The sequence below is a fragment of the Streptomyces sp. SID5469 genome (assembly GCF_009862865.1).
GTDB lineage: Bacteria > Actinomycetota > Actinomycetes > Streptomycetales > Streptomycetaceae > Streptomyces > Streptomyces avermitilis.
Genome location: NZ_WWIN01000001.1, coordinates 4,599,745 through 4,618,287 on the forward strand (window position 1 = coordinate 4,599,745; position 18,543 = coordinate 4,618,287).

Below are 18,543 nucleotides of genomic sequence, written 5' to 3' on the forward strand. Positions count from 1 at the left end.
AAACTCCCAGAATGGTGGAGGGGTTCAGGCGGCGCGCTGTTCGTCGGTGCTGGTGAAGGTGGCGAACTGGGCGTCGGTGATCAGGCCGGACTCACGCCATTCGGCGAGCAGGTCGGCTTGTCCCTCGATGCCGTCGCATTTGGTGCACAGCCGCCCGGCCGAGCGACGCGAGCGCGGGCCGGGCGGGCGCTGCCCCCACTTGCACGCGGGCAACCCAGCGGCTTCCGCCTCGCGCTCCAGCTCCCGGTGGGGCTTGGTGGCCTGGGGGTAGAAGTACTCGATCTCATCGAGTTCGCCGGGCCTGGCGAATGCTCCGCACAGGCACTCGCCGGACATGTGCAGGTGAACGGTGACCTCGTTCAGCGGCAGCGCATCCGGCGTGCACAGGTGGTGTTCGGCGTGCTCGTGCGGGAGGGTGCAGCGGTGCCGGGCCCGGTATTCGCGCATGTGCGCATCGGTCCAGTGCACGATGGGAGACACCCAGATCAGGGCGCCTTCCCGGTCGACTTCTTCGGCGTTGCGGAACCTGCGGTCGGTTTCTGCCCAGCGCATGCCGCCCAGGTAGACCACGTTGCGGGACCGCCCGCGCTTGCCGATGATCTGCCCGCGCAGGCGTTGCAGCGGTTCGTCTTTGAGGCGGCGGTACATCACGGAGTGGCCGGCCGGGCCGGGGAAGCCCTTCCAGACGGGTCGGCCGATGTTCTTGCCGCGGGTGGCGAGCACGTTGCCGAGCACGAGATCCCGGTAGGAGTGTCGGGGGTGCAGCTCATGCAGGCGCAGGCCCCATGCGGCGACCACGTCCCGCACGTGCTGAGTGGTCTCCGGGATTCCGGTCCCCGTGTTGACGTGCGCGATCGCGTCCACGCGGTGGCGGAAGAGGTGGTTGACGACCACGGAGTCGTTGCCACCGGAGAACAAACCGACCGTGGCCACCACCGGGAAGACGGCAAGCACGCGGTCATAGATGGCGAACGAGCGGGCGATGGCTTCATCCAGCGTCATCGCTTCCGGCTCGCTCTCGGCTTTCGGTGGGCGGCCGGTGATGCGGTCGGCCATGCCGGGGAACATGTCCCCGGCCGGCTGACGCCGCTTGCTCCGGGCGCTCACGCTTGGCTCACGATCGCGAGTTGCGCGCCACCGTCACCGGGGTCGCGGTACTCGGCGTAGCGGGCGGACACCCAGCCGACCGACCAGCCGCACAGATCGGCCGCGCGCCGCACCGATACGCCCTCGGCCACGGCAGCGGCGACGATCCGCCGCGCGTGGTCCTCGGGCAGCTTGCTGTTCACGGGCGGACCATCCAGCAGCGCGGCGTGTTCACGGCGGGCGGCTTCCGCACGCTCCCCGGCCTCCTTCGCTACCCGTTCGGCGGCCTCGCGTTCAGCGTGTTCACGATCGCGCTCGCGCTGTTCACGCTCGCGTTCACGGCGTTCACGCCCTTCGCGTTCGGCAGCCTCGCGGGCGGCGCGGTCCTCGCGCTCCTCCCGCCGCCGGCGTTCCTCGCGCTCCGCTGCTTCTGCGGCGAGGCGGGCTTCGTGTTCACGCTGTTCACGCGCCAGCATCGCGGCGTGCTCGCGCTCCTCGCGCGCCTCCCGCCGGGCGGCTTCCTGCCGCTCGCGGGCGGCCCGCTGGGCTGCTTCGCGTTCGGCCCGCTGCCGCGCCTCCAGCGCCGTGACGGCGGCGGTGATGGCGCGGCGGTAGGCAAGTCCGGTCTCCGCCGTGACGATCAGCAGCAGCGGCGCCACGGAATGGACCGCGACTCCGACCAGGTCTTTCTGTAAGGCGGAGTCGGCGGTGTTGAGGGCGAGGGTCATGGTGCCGGTCATCCACCGCAGCACGATGGGCCAGCGTCCGCCGTGCCCGCCCAGGCGGGCAAGGACGGAGTCGAGACGGACCACGATGACCACCGCGGCGTCCACGACGAGCGGCAGGATCGGCGCCGTCCACCCCCACTTGGCGGGGGTGTGAGCGGACATCAGGGGGGTGACCGTGAGGATCGAATACAGCATGGCGCCGCACACGATCAGCCACGTCCCCACGTTCAGCGCGCGCTCCGCTGAACGGATATGAACACCGTTCACGCCGCAGCCTCCTGCCGTGAACGCACCAGCACGGAGGCGAGCAGCCACACCGGCGAGGCGGGGTCGGCGGGATCCGTGCTGAACTCCGTCCACTCCCACTCAGCAGCCGGCGCCTGAACGAACCCCAGCGCCGTGAGCGCCCGCGCCCGCTCCGTGAACGTCAGCAACCGATCACCCGGGCCGAAGCAGTGCTCAAGCCACGGCTCGACCGAGCCGCGCACCACCACGTAGAGCCGCCAGCCGCCCCGACTCGCGGACAGCTGCGCCCGCAGCTCCCGCGCCATCACGCCACCGCACCCGAGACGGCGCGGTTGGCGAGCGTTGCCCGCTCCGACAGCACCCGGCGCCGGCCGCGGCGGGCGCGCCGCTCGTCCAGCTCTGTGGGCGCCTGGTCGAGCAGGGCGATCTGTACGTCCAGCGCCTCGACGTCCGCGAGGATCCGCGGCATCTCAGCTTCGATCGCGTCCAGCTCGCCGTCCGTCGGCTCCATCCAGTCCGCGAATGCGGTAACAGCTTCCTGAACAGTCACGATGTGTTCCATTGGGTCGTGTTCTCCCTGGTAGGTGGAACGGCCCGAACGCGGCTCCCGGGTTGCCCCCCGGGAGCCGCTCGCCGTTGTTGTTGGTCTGCTCGGCCGAGCAGCCACGGCCCATGACGCCCCGTAGAGAGGCGTCAAGGACCGTGAGCACTCGGGCTCACTTCGCGATCCATCGACCGCCCGTGAACAGGCGGCTGGATCAGCACTCTGTTGAGTTCTCAATCAATGCGCGCTCACTTCGTACTCACCCCCTGCGGTGCGGGGCTTCCCTCCGGGCACATCCTTAGGGTTCCCTAGGGTTCCCTGCGGTGTCAAGCGGTAAGGTAGGGAACCTCAGGGAAGTGACGACAGGGAGCAGGCGACATGGCAGGCCAGGCCGACAATCGGGCGCCGTACGCAAAGATTGCCGCCCACTACACAGAGCTGATTACGTCTGGTCAGCTACAGCCGGGATCGCTCCTGCCGAGCATCAAAAACCTCGCGGAAGAGTGGAACGTGAGTACCGCGACGGCCGAGAAGGCCCTGCGCAAACTGCGCAACGAGGGTCTGGTGCGAGGCATCCACGGCATTGGGACGGAGGTTCTAGACCAGCCGGCTCCGATGTCTTCGGGGGCCCAGCGCCAGGACCGAGGGCGCCGTACCGGGTCTAGTTGGGGTGCAGGTGAACGGTCCGACTCCCACAAGGCCGCCGTCGTGCCCGCACCCGCCGAAGTGGCCCATGCGCTGGACATCGAGCCCGGCTCCGATGTGATCCGCCGAAGCCGTGTCTACCGAGACCGGCACGGCATCGTGGCCCACAGCACCTCATGGATTCCCGCTCGGTTCGGGCGGCTGATTCCCCAACTGGCGGCGAGTGAGCGCCTCACAGGGGGAACATCCCTCCAGCTCATTGCCCAGGTGACTGGCCATCCCATCACTCATCGCGTCGACAGCGCCTCTGCCCGCTTGCTCACCCCGGAGTACACGCGGCTCTTGGAACTAGATCCCGAAAACCCTCCAGCGGAACCTGTGGTCGTGATGACAGCGAAGTTCGTCGACAGCGAGGGCACCGTCGTCGAGTACGGGGTGGACCTTGGAGGTCCTGGTCGTACGTGGCGCACCGAATCGGAAGTCACCCAGTGACGGCCGTGGGCAACACCCAGCCCTTCTGCGTCCTGATGGCAGGCCTCCCCGGCTCGGGTAAGACGACGTTGTCCAGCGCGCTTACAGCCCGTGGCTTCATCCGACTTTGCCCAGACGAAGAGATGTTTCGCCGACACGGTGTGTACGGGATTGACTTCCCCCGAGGTATTTTCCCGGCCCTTGAGCGTCCGGTCCTTGAAGAAATCTCCATCGAACTCGGAGAGCAACTTCGGTCCGGGCAAGACGTGGTGATCGACCATGGCTTCTGGACCCCGGACGACCGTGCTCGGTGGCGGGCGATCGCGACCGATGCCGGCGCAACCGTGGCGCTGGTCTACTTGGAGGCCAGTCACGAAGAACTGTGGTCGCGTGTGAGTAAACGGAATGCAAGGCATGAAGCTGACCCGAACTCTATCTACTTCTCCGAAAGCGACTTGCTCCGCTACCGGACTCGGTTTGTACCCCCCGGGGCGGACGAACCGCACCTTGTCTACGACGGTAACCCGGAATCCGTACTGAAATTCCTACAGCAGTAGAAGAGACGCCTACGGCCGGAACCGCTTGCAATCCTGCTGCGCTTGCGTGCGGTATTCACACCGTCACAGACGTCCGCTCTTCACGGCTTGTCTATTTCTGCTTGGCTGGCAGTTTGGCTACTTTATCGTGCGCGAACCAAAGTCTTTTTAGTGCCATCAGAATGGTGAGCATGAGATGCAGAACAAGGAAGGTGAGCACACCCGTCCAGATGGACCCAAGCGCCGAAGTGGTCGAGTGCGTCGCGGCAGCCAAAATCAACATGGTGATCAGGGTGCACCCAATTACGACAGCCCAGGAGACGTTGTAAAACAGTTCTCGAACTTGTTTGACAACTGCATGCTCCGGATCCAAACCCTCGTCTCGTCGTACGCGCAGGCTGAGAGTGAAGACGTTTGTGAGCAGTCCAAATAGCAGCCCGGTAAAGACCCCCATGCCGCCGATCAACTTAGACACATCTCGAACGTGGAAGTGGCCCATATGTGTCATCACCGCTGCGAAGATCGCGAGCACAACGGGGATGCCGATGAACGTCGCGTAGTCTGACGCCATGGGGCGATCTTTACTCGCGTCCCAGTACGTCTTGAAGTGGGCAACAGCGATCTTGGCGACACTCCACTTGACAGTCATGCACCCTCCGCCTGTGCAGCCTCAGGTCACGCCTGCCAATCGCCGCGGCTGACCCCCATGAGGTCAAGTGAAGCACCTACCTCTGACAGCACCTCTCGTTCGAAGGTGGCGTCATCGGGGCGAAGGCCGTCTGGTGTTTCGATCTGATACATGAATCGAGGAAAATGCCTACCCACAACGATGGTTCGACTCTTCCCGTCTCGCTCAATGCTTAGGTGAACTTCATCCGGTTCGGGAATTCCTGTTGCTGTGAATACAGCCGACGGGGGAAGGTCCCGAGAAAGTGCCCTCCGGAGCCAATCTTTACTAAGTCGGGTCCCGCGGCCACTTTTGGCCTTGAATTCTTGCGTACGAACTCCGACCGCACCATCCGAATCTCGTAGGCGCGTAAGGAAGCTAATCTCTTGGAGTTCCGATTCGTCAATGAACGCGTTCCATGCATCGGTGCTCTGCAGCGGTTCCCTGTCAACGACTAGACGATCCGAATCGTACTCCTCCTTGAACCAGTCGCTGAATGGTGTCCAGAGTGAGGTGATGGCAGTAGATTGCCCGATCACCTCTGTTGCCCAAATGGCGGATTCGCCGGACCGTGGCACGACAAAACATTGCCGCAGGGGGTAGGTGGGGGCGTCAGTTGCTCTGATATTAAATGCGTTGTCGCCCGTGTCGGTTGCGACAACAATTCCTGTATTACCGAACTTTCCAGTTTCAACGGTCGACCACAGGACTCGCGAGTTATCTTTAAGCTGCTTAAGTCGAATATAGTGCTCGCTCTTTTGCAGGGCGACTCCCTTGCTCCCCAGTTCGTCATTCATGAAGTGGTGAAGCCTGTCGAGCAAGTCGTGCCGTCGTGAATTGAACTCAGCAACTAGGCGTCGCGTATCCTTCTTCATGAACTGCCGCACCGACACCTCATACAGACAGAACTGGAACGACGGCATCAGGAACCTCCCAGGCGGAGAAGCCAGCCCTCACGCGGCTTTGCCATGTATGGTGCCGCATCTCGTGAACTTTGGCAGTAGTTGAAGGGAATCCAGTTGATCCGCACCGGCCCGGCCGGACCGGTGCGGGTGCCCCCGGCCACTCTCTGGCTGACTCCTAGTAGGACTCCGTCAGGTCTTTCGGTCGGGCCTGTTCCGGAGCATGTTGGGTGTGTGGACGCACACGAAGTGAACCGCGTACGGGCGACGTTGGCGTTATACGTGGCCGATGTGTTCGCCTCGGTGCCGCGGAAGGACCAGCGGGCCAAGGGCGACTGCTATCTGCGGGGTCTGATGCTGGACGGCCGCCGCAAGTCCATCCAGGCCATGGCCGCCCGGCTGCCGGACGGCAACGAGCAGAACCTGCAGCAGTTCGTGAACCAGTCCACCTGGGATCCGGTGCCGGTGCAGCGGCGGATCTGCGAACGCATGCTGCCCCTGATCGCCCCGGTGGCCTGGGTGATCGACGATGTGTCGGTGCCCAAGGACGGCCGGATGTCGGCCGGGGTGGCTCCGCAGTACTGCGGAGCGCTGGGCAAACGGGCCAACTGCCAGGTCGCGGTCAGCGTCCACGCCGCGAGTGATACCGCCTCCTGCCCGCTGCAATGGAGCCTGTTCCTGCCCGAAGAGTGGGCGTCCGACACCGACCGCCGGACCATCACCCGGATCCCACCCGAGGTCACGCACCGCGAGAAGTGGCGCCTCGCGCTGGACATGCTCGACACCCTCGCCGCCTGGGGCATGACGCCGCCAGTCATCGTGGCCGACGCCGCCTACGGCACCAACGCACACCTGCGGGCCGCACTGGCCGACCGCCACATCGCCTACATGCCGGCCGTCCGCTCGGATGTCACCGCCCACCCATTCGACGCGAAGCCCGTGGCGCCGGCCCGCAACGGGCCGGTCGGCTGCTGGCCCCAGCCCCGCTACCGGCACCCCGCGCCGTCGCTGTCAGCACTTGCTGCCGGCCTCCGGCAAGACGCATTCACCCTGCTCACCTGGCGGCAGGACTCGCGCGGGCAGTTACGCTCCTGCTTCGCCGCCGTGCGCATCCGGCCCGCCGGCAAGGCCGTCGAACGTCCGGTCAAAGCCGCCGCTTCGGCGGAACAGGGCTGGTGGGACGGCGTCCTGCCCGACTGCTGGCTGCTGATCGAATGGCCCTCCGATGCTGAGGCGCCCACCGATTACTGGCTGTCCAACCTGCCCTCGGACACCCCCATCATCGACCTGGTCCGCCTGGCCAAGGTCCGCTGGCGCATCGAGCACGACTACCGCGAACTCAAACACGGCCTGGGCCTGGACCACTTCGAAGGCCGTTCCTGGCCAGGCTGGCACCACCACGTCACCCTCGTGACCGCCGCCCACGCCTTCCTCACCGAACAGCGCCTGGCCCCAAAAGTCCCCGCGCCGGACTCACCCTCTACCAAGTCCTCGACACCCTCCAGGACATCCTGAGGTGCTGGACCGGCATCTGCACCACCTGCCAGCAACCCCTGCCCAGCGGGTCACACTCAAGGCCGAGATCGAGACAGACCTAACGGAGTCCTACTAGACGCCAAGCGATCGAAGGCAGGTTGACACCCAGTCGTCCGGGTGCGGGGGCCGAGGCGGAGCCCCTGTTTCCCCCAGGCGTCCCCCAGTAGCGGCCGGCGCGGGGAGAGCCACAGGTCGCAGATGGTAGAAGCAGCCCACTGTAAATCTGCTCAGTCGTGCTACCCCTGTGTGCCAATACGCAACTGCCATTCCCTGTAGCGCCAGCGCAGCGCTTCCGTGTGTGGGCGCCGAGGCAGCTCACGAAGGTGTGGCGTGAAGATGCCAAGCTCTTCGATGGTTGGGCCCTGGGGGCGCGTCACCACGCTGAGGGTCTCGGGCTCGATAGCGAACAGGTAGGCATCGTAGGCGCGGTGCAGTGCCGCGTTGAGGGGCAAGCCGTTGCGAGGATCGTCTGTGCCGTCCTCGGCGTCGGGCCTTAGGTGAGCTGCCTCAATCATCTCGGGCACTGCGATTCCCGAGAGGGGACAGCGAGGTCCGTAGCGCTGGAAGACTCGCAGTTTGAATCGACGCTGGCCGGGGCGCTCACGAACGTTGCGCCGGCTGCTCCGGCTGCGGTTGCCCGTCAGGGAAAAAGGCTGGTTGTCTGAGTGGTCCTCGGTCAGGAGGTGTTCAGGTCTGCTGTCTCCGAAGCTGATCAGGAAGATCCTGGAGCGCTCTTCCCACCCCTCCACCCACGCCAGGCGCACGATGCGGACACTGGATCGGGGAGTTGGCTTCGCGATGACGAAGATGGGGAGCTTCAGGGTTGCTGCTGCCTTGGTTGCAGCGACCTCCGACTCGTCGCGGCCCGGGCCCCGCCCGGTAGTTGGGTAGTGGTAGATCACGTCGTTGTCGCTGATCTCGTCTGGGTAGTGCGCACCGGTGTGAAGGACTCCCATAGTGATTCCGCCCTCGTGGACGGCGTCCGTCCTGGCTTTATCCATCCAGATGCCCTGGCCTCCGCCGTAGACACCGAATGCGCGCAGGACGCCCGGCGGAACCTGGCTAAGGTCTTCGGTGAGCTGTAGGTGCGACCACACTGCGAGACGCCAGGCACGCTCACCCTCGACCGTGGTGGGGCGTCCGTCGATCACGGTGAAGCCCAGGCGCTCCAACAGGCGGTTGCTGTGGTCCCGTCCACCGCTGATCACGCGCGAGCCAGGCTCCTGGTGTTCGTAGCGAAATGCCACGTTGACGATGGCCTTAGCGTCGTACAGCCGACCAGCCACCTGAAGGTAGTACTGATTGGCACGCTCGAACTTATGCGCCTCCAGGAAGGCGTCCCGTCCCCTGTCGTCGTACTCCTGGACAACCCTCCGAACAATGCTGACATCAGTCAACGCTGCAGTGGTCATGAGTCTCCTCCGTCACCGGTCCGCCGTTGATCCTATGAAGGGCCACTGACACTGAGCCGCTCGTTGTCCTGGCCTCTGTCCAGTGCACCGGTGGTCAGCGCCGTTCGGCGTCGTGCGGCCCCCCAACCTGGCCCAGCCTCCGAACCCGCATGAACGCCGTTGAACGGCCGGGCGGGCAGTTAAAAAGCGGGTGCGCAGTGGCTTCGCTTGGACGCATGGGTGATTGAATCGACGTCATCGTAGAAGCCCCCGTGAGCGCTGCGCTCACGGGGGCTTCTACGATGCGCGGTCAGCTGCTGCCTCGAGTGCCCACGCCCGCAGTCGAGCTACTTGGCTTTGGTCTTCTCTCCCGTGGAGAAGCCCGACACTGACGCCAGGAACTGCGATGACGTGAAGTAGGGATTGTTCGTGCCACCGAGCACCTCGATGAGGATCGCCTCCCCGTCGCACTCCATGACTCGGTACTGGTCACCTGCCCGGAGCACGAGGCCCTTGCCGTCCTCGCCGTCGGACACAACGTCGAAGACCTGGCCCTTCGTCGAGCACGGGGCGTTCCGTTTTTTGGCCGCAGCCTTGGCGGCCTTGAATATGTCCTTCCCGCCGGCTTCAGCACCCCGGCCGATGGCCCACCCGCTCACGGCAGTGACGACGGCCAGCGCCACGGGGCCGCCCACCTTCTTCGCCAGCGTCGTCATCATCTGGTACCCCCCCAGATTGCCCACCCATGCCTCCTCGTTGGCCGCGCCTCAGGCTCAATCCTATGGAAGGTGGCCATCGACACGTCGACCAGCTACCGGGCCGCCGTGCGCACCGGTCTGCCCCACGCCACGATCGTCGTCGATCACTTCCACGTCGTCCAGCTCGCGAACAAGATGTGGAACCGCTCCTCGAGATCGCCGGATCTAGTTCGACGGCCGTCCTTGCCAGAACGGCGTCATGCCGGCTCGGACCTCCTGGTCCGCGGGCGCACGCTCGAAGGCGCGGGGATGGGTGCGGTAGACGCAGTCGATGCCGTAGCGGTGGAGCAGGGCCAGCTCCTGGTCAGCCGGGCGTGTAGGGAACAAGGCCGTGAGACGTGTGGCTGGCTCGGGTGTGTGAGGGGCGTAGTCCAGGAGCTGTGCCAGGGCTTCTCGTACGAACCGGCGGGTGCTGGCGCGCTTGGCTTCTACGACTTCGCTACCGTCCGGCCGCGTCAAGTGCAAGTCGGTGATGCCAGCCGGCGTGCGGAGTCGCTGAGGCTGATCGATCCCGAGCGAGTCGGTGTACTCCTGGAGGAGGAGCGCCTCGGTGCGGTGGACGACGAGTTCGCGTTCTGTGAGCGTGTATCGCGTGGTCTGCGTGCGAAGGGCTTCGCCGTCCACGATGTCTGTGTGGGTGCGCAGCGCGCGTGCAACCGGCTCGTGTAGTTGCCTGCCAAGTTCGGCATCCACTTGTGCTTCGATGCCGAGGCCATCGAGGATGGTGGTGGCCTTCTCGGGATCCAGGATACGCAAGCCTATGAAGTTGTCGCCGACGTTGAAGCCGGGCAGGGCCCATATCTCCTCGTAGGGGATCTCGGTGGGGGCAAAGGAGAGCAGGCTGTAGACGTTGTGCCAGCTGCCTTTGGTGGGGTCTTCGGTCCACATGCTGTTGGCGAACTGGGCATTACGGAAGAGCGCACCGATCTCGCCAATGCCGCGTACGTGGTTTTTGCCGGTGAAGAGGACGATGTCTCCGGCGTGGAGGCGGTCCATCTTCGTGTCCTGCACGCTGGTCGCTCCCCAAAAGCGGGCGGCACCGCTGGGGTGAAACTCATTGAGTTGCTTGCGCTGGTCTGGGGTGAGGAGGCTGGCCCGGGGATGGGTGGTGAAGTCGACGTGGGCGTCGAGGGTGTCCCTCCAGTGGCGGCGGGCGGCAGGGTTGCCGTAGGAGGGCTGGATAACAACGAGCGGCACGAATCCCCCTGTATATGAACGTAAATCAAACATGACACCGAGCTTCGATAACTCCGCCTCTAACGTGGCCATTTGGCCGGTCTACGAGGGTGGCCGAAGCCCAGACACTGGCCTGGGCTTCGGCCACCTTCAAGGAGGAAGGGCGGGATTGGTTGGCTACTCCTCGTTGCGGAGTTCCTGCAGGTAGGACTGGGTGAACTGCCCCCAGTAGCTGCGCAGATCGTCGAACTGGCTGGGCTTGGGATGCATGTTCTCGGCCTTGGCGTAGGCGAGGAAGAGGGTGTCGAGAGCGGTCTGGGTCTTGCGGATGAGGGCGAGCAGCTCTTCGGGTTCGACGCCGTTGGCACCGTCGTCAGCGACGGCCTTGAGCCGGTCGTAGATGTCGCGGATGAAGGGGTGGCGGTGGTTCAGGTGGATGATCGCCTTGCCGTTGAGGTGGTCGATCTCGAACATTTCCTTGCCGCGCCACGCCCCGTCGACGAGGGTGAAGGGGTTCTGCTTGACCTGCTCGCGGACCTCCTCGGCCTTCTCCTGGTCGTCAGCGACTCCCAGATCCTCAAGGAGCTCCTGCAGGATCTCCTCGCTCTCCTGATCCGTGAGGTCCTTGCCTGCCTGTCCCATGGGCGCGGTCTTCTCCGCGCGGGCAGCGGCTGCCGTCGCTTCGGCGTGGGCCTGCGCGGCGGCGCGTTCCTGCGTCTCGATCTCGCCCCAGTGGCTACGGATGGCACGGCGAGCGGATCGCACCGGCCGGTCGAGCCACTGGCGCAGCTCCGAGCGGAGCTTGTCGACGGGGACAGCGCCGCGCTTGACGTTGCGGACCTGGAAGAAGGAGTCCAGTTCGGCAGGGAAGGTGACCTCGATGCCGATGTAGCGGTCGACCTTGTCGACGCCGGCGGGCAGCAGCTTGGGCACGATGTCGTAGTTGATCTCGCGGCCGTTGCGCACCATGCTGATCTTTCCGACGCCGTCCGCAATCTGGAACTCGCGGATATCCCGGCCGTCCCGGTCCCTGAGGCCACCCTCGCCTGACCTCCACCGGAAGATGGCGGGCACGATGGTGACGGTGACGTGGATGGAGTGGCCGTCAGCGATCGGGATGTCGTCCGCGTCGATCACCGTGCCGTGCATGTCCTCCTTGGGGTACCGCTTGAGGATCCGCGGGTTGTCGAGCAGGAACAGCGGGTCGAAGAGGGTGATCTTCGTGTCGTTGAGCTGGATGATCACCCCTTGGTCCAGGAACTTGCGGTAGGCCCGGGCGATGAAGTTGCGCAGGTCGGCGAGCTTCTCGTCGAGACTGGTGCCGTAGGGGCCGCCGCCGTCGAGCTTGTCGATCCTGCCGTAGATCACCAGGGTGCCGGAGTCGACGGGGGTCCCGTCCTGGTTGCGCATCAAGTGCTCGTAGGCGGCCGGCCATGCTGGCACCTCGCGGGCCTGGATGTGGGTCTGCTGCTTCTTGCTGATCTCCTGCAGGTCCAGGTAGGCGTGGCGGATCACGTCGTCGCCGGGCAGCTTGGTGTACACGTCGATGCGGCGGCCGAGGCTGAGGCCGGCGAGTTTGAGGCCGACGCCGAAGCGGCCCAGGCTGCCCCGTTGGCCGTAGCGTGTGCTGAAGCCCATGGACAGTGCGAGAGCAAGGATTTCGGTCTTGATGCCCCGGCCGTTGTCGGCGAAGGCGATCTCCTCGATAGATCGCTTCTGAGGGCCGAAGGTGGTCGCGATCTTTATGTGGGTTGCGCCGGCTTCGATGGAGTTGTCGATCGGCTCGCCGGCCGCGGCGGTGAGATCGAAGCCGGAGTCGCGCATGGACTCCAGGGCGGTGTCGATCTGGATGATGGCCGCCTGCGATGTGGGGCTGGCCTGCGGGTCACCGTCGTCAGGGCTCTGGAAGGTGGGATTCACGCTCATGGCTGTCCTTTGATGTGTTTCAGGCTAAAGGAGGGTTTTGCTCCGCAAGCGGCTCTTGAGTGTGTTCGTAAGGGCGTCCAGGCAGAACGGACACTTCGGACTCTGATGGTCGGGCCGGTCCGGGTGCAGGACGTTGGTGAGGTGGTGGCGGTGCGCGTGGAAGAGGCTGCATTCCATGGCGAACGCCAGTTCCGGGGTGGGGTGTACGTCATACGTGAAGTACTCGCCGCGAGCGGTAGCGCAGTGCGCCAGCAACCGTCTACGCAAGCACGTGTCGCTGCGCCCGATGTAGTGCTCCGTACCGTTCCGGAACAACACATACGTACCGATCAACTGGTCAGGAATCATGGCGCGTACCACCCAGGGGCGCAGGCGCAGCAGGCGAGGAGTCGTCATGCCCGCACCACCTCCGCGGCGTACGCGATCCGTGCACGACGGCGAGCCCGGGAAACCTGCTCGCGCATCCGCGCGACGCTCAGTCCGCGCTCCACGGCCAGATCAGAGGGATCCCGATCAGCGCTCAGCTGCTGCAGCAGACTGCGCTGCGATGCCGTCAGCGCCTCCGTAGTGTCGAGCCACGCACGGATGTCGGTGACCGCGAAGTGCTCGTCGAGGGCGCCGGGCTCGCGGTACGAGTCGGTCTCATCGAGGGAGATCGCGGGCGCGAGGACTCGCCGGTCGCGCAGAACCGTGCCGGCATGCGCCAAGGCGCTGCGGATCTGAAACGCGGCGGGGGCGTTCGCGTTGAGGCGGATGACCTCGTCGAGGGCGCGGTCGATGCGCTCGAGGTCGAAGGCGTCGCCCGTCTTGTCGGCGCGACGGTACAGCAGTTTCAGCGCATGCTGCGCCTGCTCAGTGAGCATGAGGAGTCTCCTGGAGTCTGACTGCGGCCCCCATGCGGTAGGACGCGGTCGTTTCGGAGTGTATGGAGTTGTGAGACCAACTTACCGCGCTGTGGCGCTTCCTGACGCGCATTCGGCTCGATCGCCTCACTCCTTAAGGGCGGCCTGCCGAGCCAACTGTTGTGCAGACTGCTGGCGTTGAAGATCCGAACCGCGGATCGGCGCAACGACGGACAGTCGAACGACAGCACCGCAGCACCCCGTTGCCACTCGGGCTGCAACCCCAACCTGTGGTCATGGCTTGCGCCTACGGCAGAAGTAGCCTGGAGACGATCCCCCGCGCAACGGCGATCTGTGCGGAGTCTGCGGACCACACGCCGGCTCCTGCATCGTGCGCGGTGCGCGCGAGTGAGTCTTGGAGAATTCCTGGAGATGATCTTCCGTCGGGATCCCTGAGGCGCCAACGGAGACCGATGCTCCCCAACGCTCTGAGCTGCACTTTTGGTCTAGAGCACAGATAGGCGATCTTCCAGGGCCTAATTCGGGACGAAGAGGTCGCGGTCTCAATTGCGGTCTCAATCGCCACTTATTCTCGAGTCATACGCTGACGTCCGTCGTAGTCCGGCAGGCCTTGTGACCAGGCAGGCGCGGCGTACGGTGGACGTCGGCGAACGGCCCCGGACCATGATCGGATAACTCGTAATGCGCGGGTCTGACGGCAACGACTGACGGCAACGTGCGTGCACATAGCCGTACTCGGAGAAACAGTTCGGCACCGGGCTAGTCGCCATGGCCGGGCATGGTCCTAGCCCAGGGAGTCGGCGGCCGGAACTCCTAAAGCGGGTGTCGCAGGTTCGAATCCTGCCGGGGGCACAGCATGAAGGGCCAGCTCAGGAGGGGTTTCCTCCCAGGCTGGCCCTTTGCCATTTCTGGTGCCGTGCCACTCGCGTGCCACTACGACCGAGTAGAGCCTGCGCCAGCGTCCTTGCCCGAGGAAGATCAGCATGCCCGCCTCAGAGGGCAGCCCGACCTGCGCCACCAGGTCGCAGCGCTGGCGACGAGCACGGAATCAGACGCACTCGCCTGGAGAGCTCTACACATACCTCCATATTCTTCACATTTCTCTAATTAGTGGATTAAACACCAATCGGCCTACACGGAGGCGATCAGGGCGGCATCCTGGAGTCCGATACATCCCGTTTTATGTTGATTCACTGCTAGCGATTAGAGGGAAAAGTTGAAAATCAACATTCGAGCTGAATCTGAAAACGCAGAACTTTCCTTCGCGGCAAAGAAGTTCGCAGGCGGCAGCATGATGCGATTGCTCGCGGCTTTGGCTATTACCGCGTCCTTGGCAATGACCGCTCGGTGCGGCAATGAGGTGCCGCAGCCGCCGGAACCGGGTGTCGCTACATCCAGCCCGCAGCCCCCTGAGACGCCGGACACCACGCGCCGCTGACCGTTCCGCATAGAGCTCCCAGCAGGATCTCCGGTTTGGGTTCTGGCACGCACATAGGGGAAAGGGCCAGCTCAGGAAGATGTTTCCTCCTGAGCTGGCCCTACACTGCCTTCCACGCTGCGCAACAGAGCTCGTGTGGGGATTCAGTCGCCCGCGGCCGTCAGATCGCCCTCGCCGTTCCGGATCATGGCCCCAAGGCGGTCCGCGATCGTCCGATCACGGTCACTTGTCATGTGCTGATAGATCAACGCCGCGCGCGAGCTGCTGTGGCCCATGCGCGTCATCAGCTCCCGAGTGCTGGCGCCGGCGGTCGAAGCCAACGTGTTGCCCGTATGCCTCAGGTCGTGAAAGTGCAGCTTGGGCGAGACGCCCGCTGCCTTCCTGGCCTTGATCCAGTCATCCCGGAAGTTGCTCCGCCGAAGCTGCCCACCCTGTGGACCAACGAACAGGTGGCCCTCCTGACCATCGGCGGCGTAGTGCTTCAGGTGGTGGCTGATCTCGTCGACCAGCTCAGCGGGGAAGGAAACGGTTCGAAGGCCCGCGGCCGACTTGGGCGCCTTGTCGAAGAGCCGCCCGTTCTGCAACTCGGCCTGTGCCCGGCGGACCACAACCAAGCGACCGTTCAGATCGATGTCCTTGCGACGCAGCGCGGCCAGCTCGCCGAAGCGGAGAGTCGTGAACGCAGCCAGGAGGACGAGCAGCCGGTAGCGCGGTGCAATGGCATAGGCGACGCCAAAGACTTCCGCCACCGACAAAACAGGCCGCTCAGGCACGTCGTAACTGTCCGCGCCTTTGATCCGGCACGGGTTGCGGCGGATCAGCTCGTCATCTACCGCGGTGTTCATCAGGGCCCGCAGCAGTTGGTACGCCTTGACCACCGTGGGCTCCCCCACCCCAGCAGCGAGCAGCTTGCCGCGCCAGCTTCGCACCCGAGCGGTCGTGACGTCAGCGATGGAGCCCGCACCGAAAACGGGAACGACATGCAGCCGCATCACCGACTCATTCCGCTCACGAGTCCGGTCGGCCAGTTTCCGATCCCTCAGCCACGCCGTGGCGTAGTCGGCGAAGTTCACATCCCCAGCATCGGGGTCCGCCCACTGCCCACGGGTGATGTCCGCCTCAATGTGAGTCAGCGCGACCTGCGCATCGGTCTTGGTCTCGTACGTCTTCTCAGCCGGGCGCAGGAGGCCAGTCTGCGGATCGCGGTAGCGCACCTGCCACCGGCCGGAGGCGAGCTGACGGCAGGACCCGAAGCTTCTGCGCCTCCCCTTCTTGTTGGCCATCAGGCAGCCCTCCGCAGGGCGCCACCACTCCGGCGTATCGGCTGAATGGTGTGAGCCTCGATGAAGGTCCCCAACGCGCTCTCGGGGATGCGCACATGTCGGCCAACCTTGACGAACACAATGCGTCGCTCCGCAATGAGGCGGCGCGGGAAGCGCTCCGTCGTCCCGAGAAGTTCAGCGACCTGCGCCACGGTCAGATAGCGGTCAGCCACGGATCGGTTCTCCTTCTGTTCCGGGGGCGGGTTCGAGGGATGCGGCAAGCCAGGCTTCGGCGGAGGACAGACCGGTTCCGGCGAAGACCCAGTGCGAGACGACGAGGGTCGTGCCGGTGTCGCCTTCGGTGGCTGCTGCGGCTTGGGCGCGGCGCCATTCGGCGCGGGCGGCGCGAAGGGCGCCGAGGGTGGTGGAGTAGCGGCGGGACTTGGTGGAGAAGTGGCCGCGGAAGCCGAGCATGTGGGCCCAGGCCCGGAGGCGGAGGTCTTCTAACTCCTTGCGCGCGCCGAGGGCCCAGGCCGTTCGGATCAGCCGGCGGGCGTGGTCGCTGATGTCGAGTTGGGCGAGTTCGGCGAGGAATTTCAACGGGCGGTCCAGAGCTCCGGTCGCGGTCTCGGCGCCCTTGGTGGCGTACTTGGCGATGTAGGAGGCGACAGCCCGCTCGGTCAGTTCCTGGCCGCTGTCGAAGTCGGCGGAGCGGATCGTGCGGACGTCGAGCTGACGGCCGAAGGTGAAGGTGGGCGCGCGTCCGTCGATGACCGGGCCGTCCACGCGGACGTGAGCAGCAGCGGCGCCGATGGCGTCGGTGAGCAGTTCAGCGGTGGCCCAGGCCGGAGGCGGGGTGTCGCCGCCCTCGGGGCCGTCGATGCGGATGACGGCGTGGAAGTGGACGGCGCCGCGCTTCTGGTACTCGGCGACCTTGGCGAAGGAGACCCGGGCGTACTGGCGGAACGCGCGCTGTGAGAATCCGGCGCGCTTGGCGACCTCGCGGCGCAGGTAGGTGGAGAAGCGTCGCCAGAGCGGGCCGGCGTGCGCGTTCCAGAGGACGGCCGCTTCGTAGTCGTACGTTTCTGGGTCGAGCGGGGTGCCGAGCGCAGCGTCGTCCTGGTCGTGGTGGACGCCGCAGCGGCAACGGCGGACCGAACCGGCCGGACCGGAGGGGCGGTTGTGAACGGGACCGAAGCTGGGGGCGGTGAAGGTGGCGAAGACGCGGGGGTGGGCGGCGACGCGTTCCGGGATGCCCTTGCCGCCCCGCAGTCCGGAGGTGATCAGGTGGAAGGTGTCGCGGCGATAGACCTCCGCGCAGGCCGCACAGCGGGTGGTGCGGCGGTTGTTGCAGCGGACCAGGAGGTGACCGGCCGGGAGGCTGGAGGAGTCGAGGCGGTGGAGGACGTTGCCGATCTCGCCGGTGCGGGTGTCGACGTCGTACTCGGTGCGGTGGCCGTCGAGGCGGATCGGGTTGGTGCAGCCGCCGAGTCCGGAGAGCTGGCGGAGGATACCGGGCAGGGTGCCGTGCTGGGCCAGCTTGGCGAGTTCGGGCAGTGGGGGCGGGTTGGTGCGGGTGAAGATGGCGTTCTCCTTCTGGCTGGCTTGCTGCGCTGGTCAGGAGGGATGAGCCCCGGGGCGGTGGATGCTTGGCCGTGTCGAACCGCCCCGGGGCATCAGATGCCGTTCAGCGCCGGTGGTGGTCGCGGAGCATCGAGCGCAGGACCACGGCGGCGATGGCCACGGAGATGGCCGTGACGGCGACGGCGGCCAGGAGCGCGGTCAGGACGACTCCGCCGACGAGGACGGCCGCGACTGCTCCGGGGCTGATGGAGATCTGCAGGAGCGTGCGTCGTACGGGTGCCGGGTCGGCCGGGGTGTGGGTGTGTGCGGGCGGCGGGGTCGAGTTGTCGGGGTACTTGGGCAGGAACACAGCGGAGTCTCCTTATCTACTCGTCTAGTCATGTGAGCCGTTGACAATGCCCACGCCGGAACGCGTGCCGGAGTCGATGGCGGGAGCCATGAAGGTGTGCGAGAGGAGGAAGCCGAACAGGGCGATCACGACGACGATCCAGGTACGGACGCCGAGGAACTTGACCGCTCCCCAGGCGATGAAGCCGAGGACGACGACGAGCGGGAGGCTGACGGTCACGGGGGTGCAGGTCCTTTCAGCGGACGGGGCAGCGGTGGGTACGGGCAGCGAGTTCGGCGGCGGCGCGGCTGTCGTAGTCGGCGGAGAAGCCGCAGCGCGGGGCGGTGCAGGCGGCGGTGTGCTTCTCGTGGCCCCGGTCGTCGTAGGACGTGCCGACCTGAACGGGGCCTATGCGGGTGACGGACCGGAAGCGGCGGTTGGCGGTCACGCGGATCT

General features: G+C 65.6%; 22 protein-coding genes and 1 pseudogene. 5 read left to right on the plus strand and 18 right to left on the minus strand.

All coding sequences use genetic code 11. From position 1 onward, the window contains the following. Positions 1-24 precede the first annotated feature (24 nt). Genes GTY58_RS19400 through GTY58_RS19415 form a run of 4 tightly spaced genes read right to left on the minus strand, consistent with a single transcriptional unit; the run spans position 25 to position 2,622 of the window. A complete protein-coding gene (locus GTY58_RS19400; RefSeq protein ID WP_159028998.1) occupies positions 25-1,056 on the minus strand; it encodes a phosphoadenosine phosphosulfate reductase family protein in 1,032 nt (343 codons plus the stop codon). A 47-nt stretch (positions 1,057-1,103) separates the two neighbouring features. Then, positions 1,104-2,081 carry a hypothetical protein gene (locus GTY58_RS19405; protein WP_010985150.1) on the minus strand — a complete coding sequence of 326 codons (978 nt, stop codon included), beginning with the start codon at positions 2,079-2,081 and terminating at the stop codon, positions 1,104-1,106. Further along, positions 2,078-2,365, minus strand: coding sequence for a DUF6303 family protein (locus tag GTY58_RS19410; protein WP_037644767.1), 288 nt, complete (start codon positions 2,363-2,365; stop codon positions 2,078-2,080). The genes GTY58_RS19405 and GTY58_RS19410 overlap by 4 nt, the downstream gene beginning before the upstream one ends. Next, positions 2,365-2,622 (minus strand): DUF6284 family protein, encoded by a 258-nt coding sequence (locus GTY58_RS19415; RefSeq protein ID WP_037644764.1) that lies wholly within the window; start codon positions 2,620-2,622, stop codon positions 2,365-2,367. The genes GTY58_RS19410 and GTY58_RS19415 overlap by 1 nt, the downstream gene beginning before the upstream one ends. A 360-nt stretch (positions 2,623-2,982) precedes the next feature. Here GTY58_RS19415 and GTY58_RS19420 point away from each other — a divergent pair, with 360 nt between their 5' ends. Together GTY58_RS19420 and GTY58_RS19425 are read left to right on the plus strand one after the other, a co-directional pair. Further along, on the plus strand, positions 2,983-3,741 hold the full coding sequence (locus tag GTY58_RS19420; protein ID WP_010985152.1) for a GntR family transcriptional regulator: 759 nt from the start codon (positions 2,983-2,985) through the stop codon (positions 3,739-3,741). Between the two features lie 5 nt (positions 3,742-3,746). Then, entirely contained in the window at positions 3,747-4,277 is a 531-nt protein-coding gene (locus GTY58_RS19425; RefSeq protein WP_306292869.1) for an ATP-binding protein, read from the plus strand. 91 nt (positions 4,278-4,368) lie between these two features. Here the strand turns inward: GTY58_RS19425 and GTY58_RS19430 are convergent, their stop codons facing one another. Next, positions 4,369-4,905, minus strand: a complete 537-nt coding sequence (locus GTY58_RS19430; RefSeq protein WP_037644762.1) for a hypothetical protein — start codon at positions 4,903-4,905, stop codon at positions 4,369-4,371. A gap of 26 nt (positions 4,906-4,931) precedes the next feature. After that, complete coding sequence (locus tag GTY58_RS19435) at positions 4,932-5,846, minus strand: hypothetical protein (RefSeq protein ID WP_078234410.1); 915 nt, start codon at positions 5,844-5,846, stop codon at positions 4,932-4,934. 213 nt (positions 5,847-6,059) lie between these two features. Here GTY58_RS19435 and GTY58_RS19440 point away from each other — a divergent pair, with 213 nt between their 5' ends. Further along, positions 6,060-7,340, plus strand: coding sequence for an IS701 family transposase (locus tag GTY58_RS19440; RefSeq protein ID WP_078234409.1), 1,281 nt, complete (start codon positions 6,060-6,062; stop codon positions 7,338-7,340). 257 nt (positions 7,341-7,597) lie between these two features. Here the strand turns inward: GTY58_RS19440 and GTY58_RS19445 are convergent, their stop codons facing one another. Both GTY58_RS19445 and GTY58_RS19450 read right to left on the minus strand, forming a co-directional pair. Then, positions 7,598-8,773 carry an HNH endonuclease signature motif containing protein gene (locus GTY58_RS19445; RefSeq protein WP_237528824.1) on the minus strand — a complete coding sequence of 392 codons (1,176 nt, stop codon included), beginning with the start codon at positions 8,771-8,773 and terminating at the stop codon, positions 7,598-7,600. A 326-nt stretch (positions 8,774-9,099) separates the two neighbouring features. After that, a complete protein-coding gene (locus GTY58_RS19450; protein WP_202497459.1) occupies positions 9,100-9,471 on the minus strand; it encodes a hypothetical protein in 372 nt (123 codons plus the stop codon). 69 nt (positions 9,472-9,540) lie between these two features. On the opposite strand from GTY58_RS19450, the pseudogene GTY58_RS40770 reads away from it, so the two are divergent. After that, positions 9,541-9,648, plus strand: a pseudogene (locus tag GTY58_RS40770) (transposase); the annotation flags it as partial. Between the two features lie 27 nt (positions 9,649-9,675). On the opposite strand, the gene GTY58_RS40775 reads toward GTY58_RS40770, so the two are convergent. From GTY58_RS40775 to GTY58_RS19475, 4 genes are all read right to left on the minus strand, one after another. After that, positions 9,676-10,779, minus strand: a complete 1,104-nt coding sequence (locus GTY58_RS40775; protein WP_010985156.1) for a hypothetical protein — start codon at positions 10,777-10,779, stop codon at positions 9,676-9,678. 84 nt (positions 10,780-10,863) lie between these two features. Further along, on the minus strand, positions 10,864-12,612 hold the full coding sequence (locus GTY58_RS19465) for an ATP-binding protein (RefSeq protein ID WP_010985157.1): 1,749 nt from the start codon (positions 12,610-12,612) through the stop codon (positions 10,864-10,866). A 24-nt stretch (positions 12,613-12,636) separates the two neighbouring features. Beyond that, positions 12,637-13,008: a hypothetical protein gene (locus GTY58_RS19470; protein WP_037644758.1), complete on the minus strand. Its 372-nt coding sequence runs from the start codon at positions 13,006-13,008 to the stop codon at positions 12,637-12,639. After that, on the minus strand, positions 13,005-13,475 hold the full coding sequence (locus tag GTY58_RS19475; RefSeq protein ID WP_010985158.1) for a hypothetical protein: 471 nt from the start codon (positions 13,473-13,475) through the stop codon (positions 13,005-13,007). Before GTY58_RS19475 ends, GTY58_RS19470 begins: the two co-directional genes overlap by 4 nt. Positions 13,476-14,691: 1,216 nt before the next feature. On the opposite strand from GTY58_RS19475, the gene GTY58_RS19480 reads away from it, so the two are divergent. Further along, positions 14,692-14,913, plus strand: a complete 222-nt coding sequence (locus GTY58_RS19480; protein WP_137865212.1) for a hypothetical protein — start codon at positions 14,692-14,694, stop codon at positions 14,911-14,913. Between the two features lie 143 nt (positions 14,914-15,056). On the opposite strand, the gene GTY58_RS19485 is transcribed toward GTY58_RS19480, so the two are convergent. The 6 genes from GTY58_RS19485 to GTY58_RS19510 form a co-directional block, all read right to left on the minus strand. Beyond that, a complete protein-coding gene (locus GTY58_RS19485; RefSeq protein ID WP_010985159.1) occupies positions 15,057-16,196 on the minus strand; it encodes a site-specific integrase in 1,140 nt (379 codons plus the stop codon). After that, on the minus strand, positions 16,196-16,408 hold the full coding sequence (locus tag GTY58_RS19490) for an excisionase family DNA-binding protein (RefSeq protein WP_037644757.1): 213 nt from the start codon (positions 16,406-16,408) through the stop codon (positions 16,196-16,198). Before GTY58_RS19490 ends, GTY58_RS19485 begins: the two co-directional genes overlap by 1 nt. After that, positions 16,401-17,696 carry a replication initiator gene (locus GTY58_RS19495; protein WP_078234408.1) on the minus strand — a complete coding sequence of 432 codons (1,296 nt, stop codon included), beginning with the start codon at positions 17,694-17,696 and terminating at the stop codon, positions 16,401-16,403. Before GTY58_RS19495 ends, GTY58_RS19490 begins: the two co-directional genes overlap by 8 nt. 166 nt (positions 17,697-17,862) lie before the next feature. Further along, positions 17,863-18,108, minus strand: a complete 246-nt coding sequence (locus GTY58_RS19500; protein WP_010985161.1) for a hypothetical protein — start codon at positions 18,106-18,108, stop codon at positions 17,863-17,865. A 24-nt stretch (positions 18,109-18,132) separates the two neighbouring features. Continuing rightward, positions 18,133-18,327, minus strand: a complete 195-nt coding sequence (locus tag GTY58_RS19505) for a hypothetical protein (RefSeq protein WP_010985162.1) — start codon at positions 18,325-18,327, stop codon at positions 18,133-18,135. 16 nt (positions 18,328-18,343) lie between these two features. After that, positions 18,344-18,535, minus strand: coding sequence for a mobile element transfer protein (locus GTY58_RS19510; RefSeq protein ID WP_010985163.1), 192 nt, complete (start codon positions 18,533-18,535; stop codon positions 18,344-18,346). Positions 18,536-18,543 lie beyond the last annotated feature (8 nt).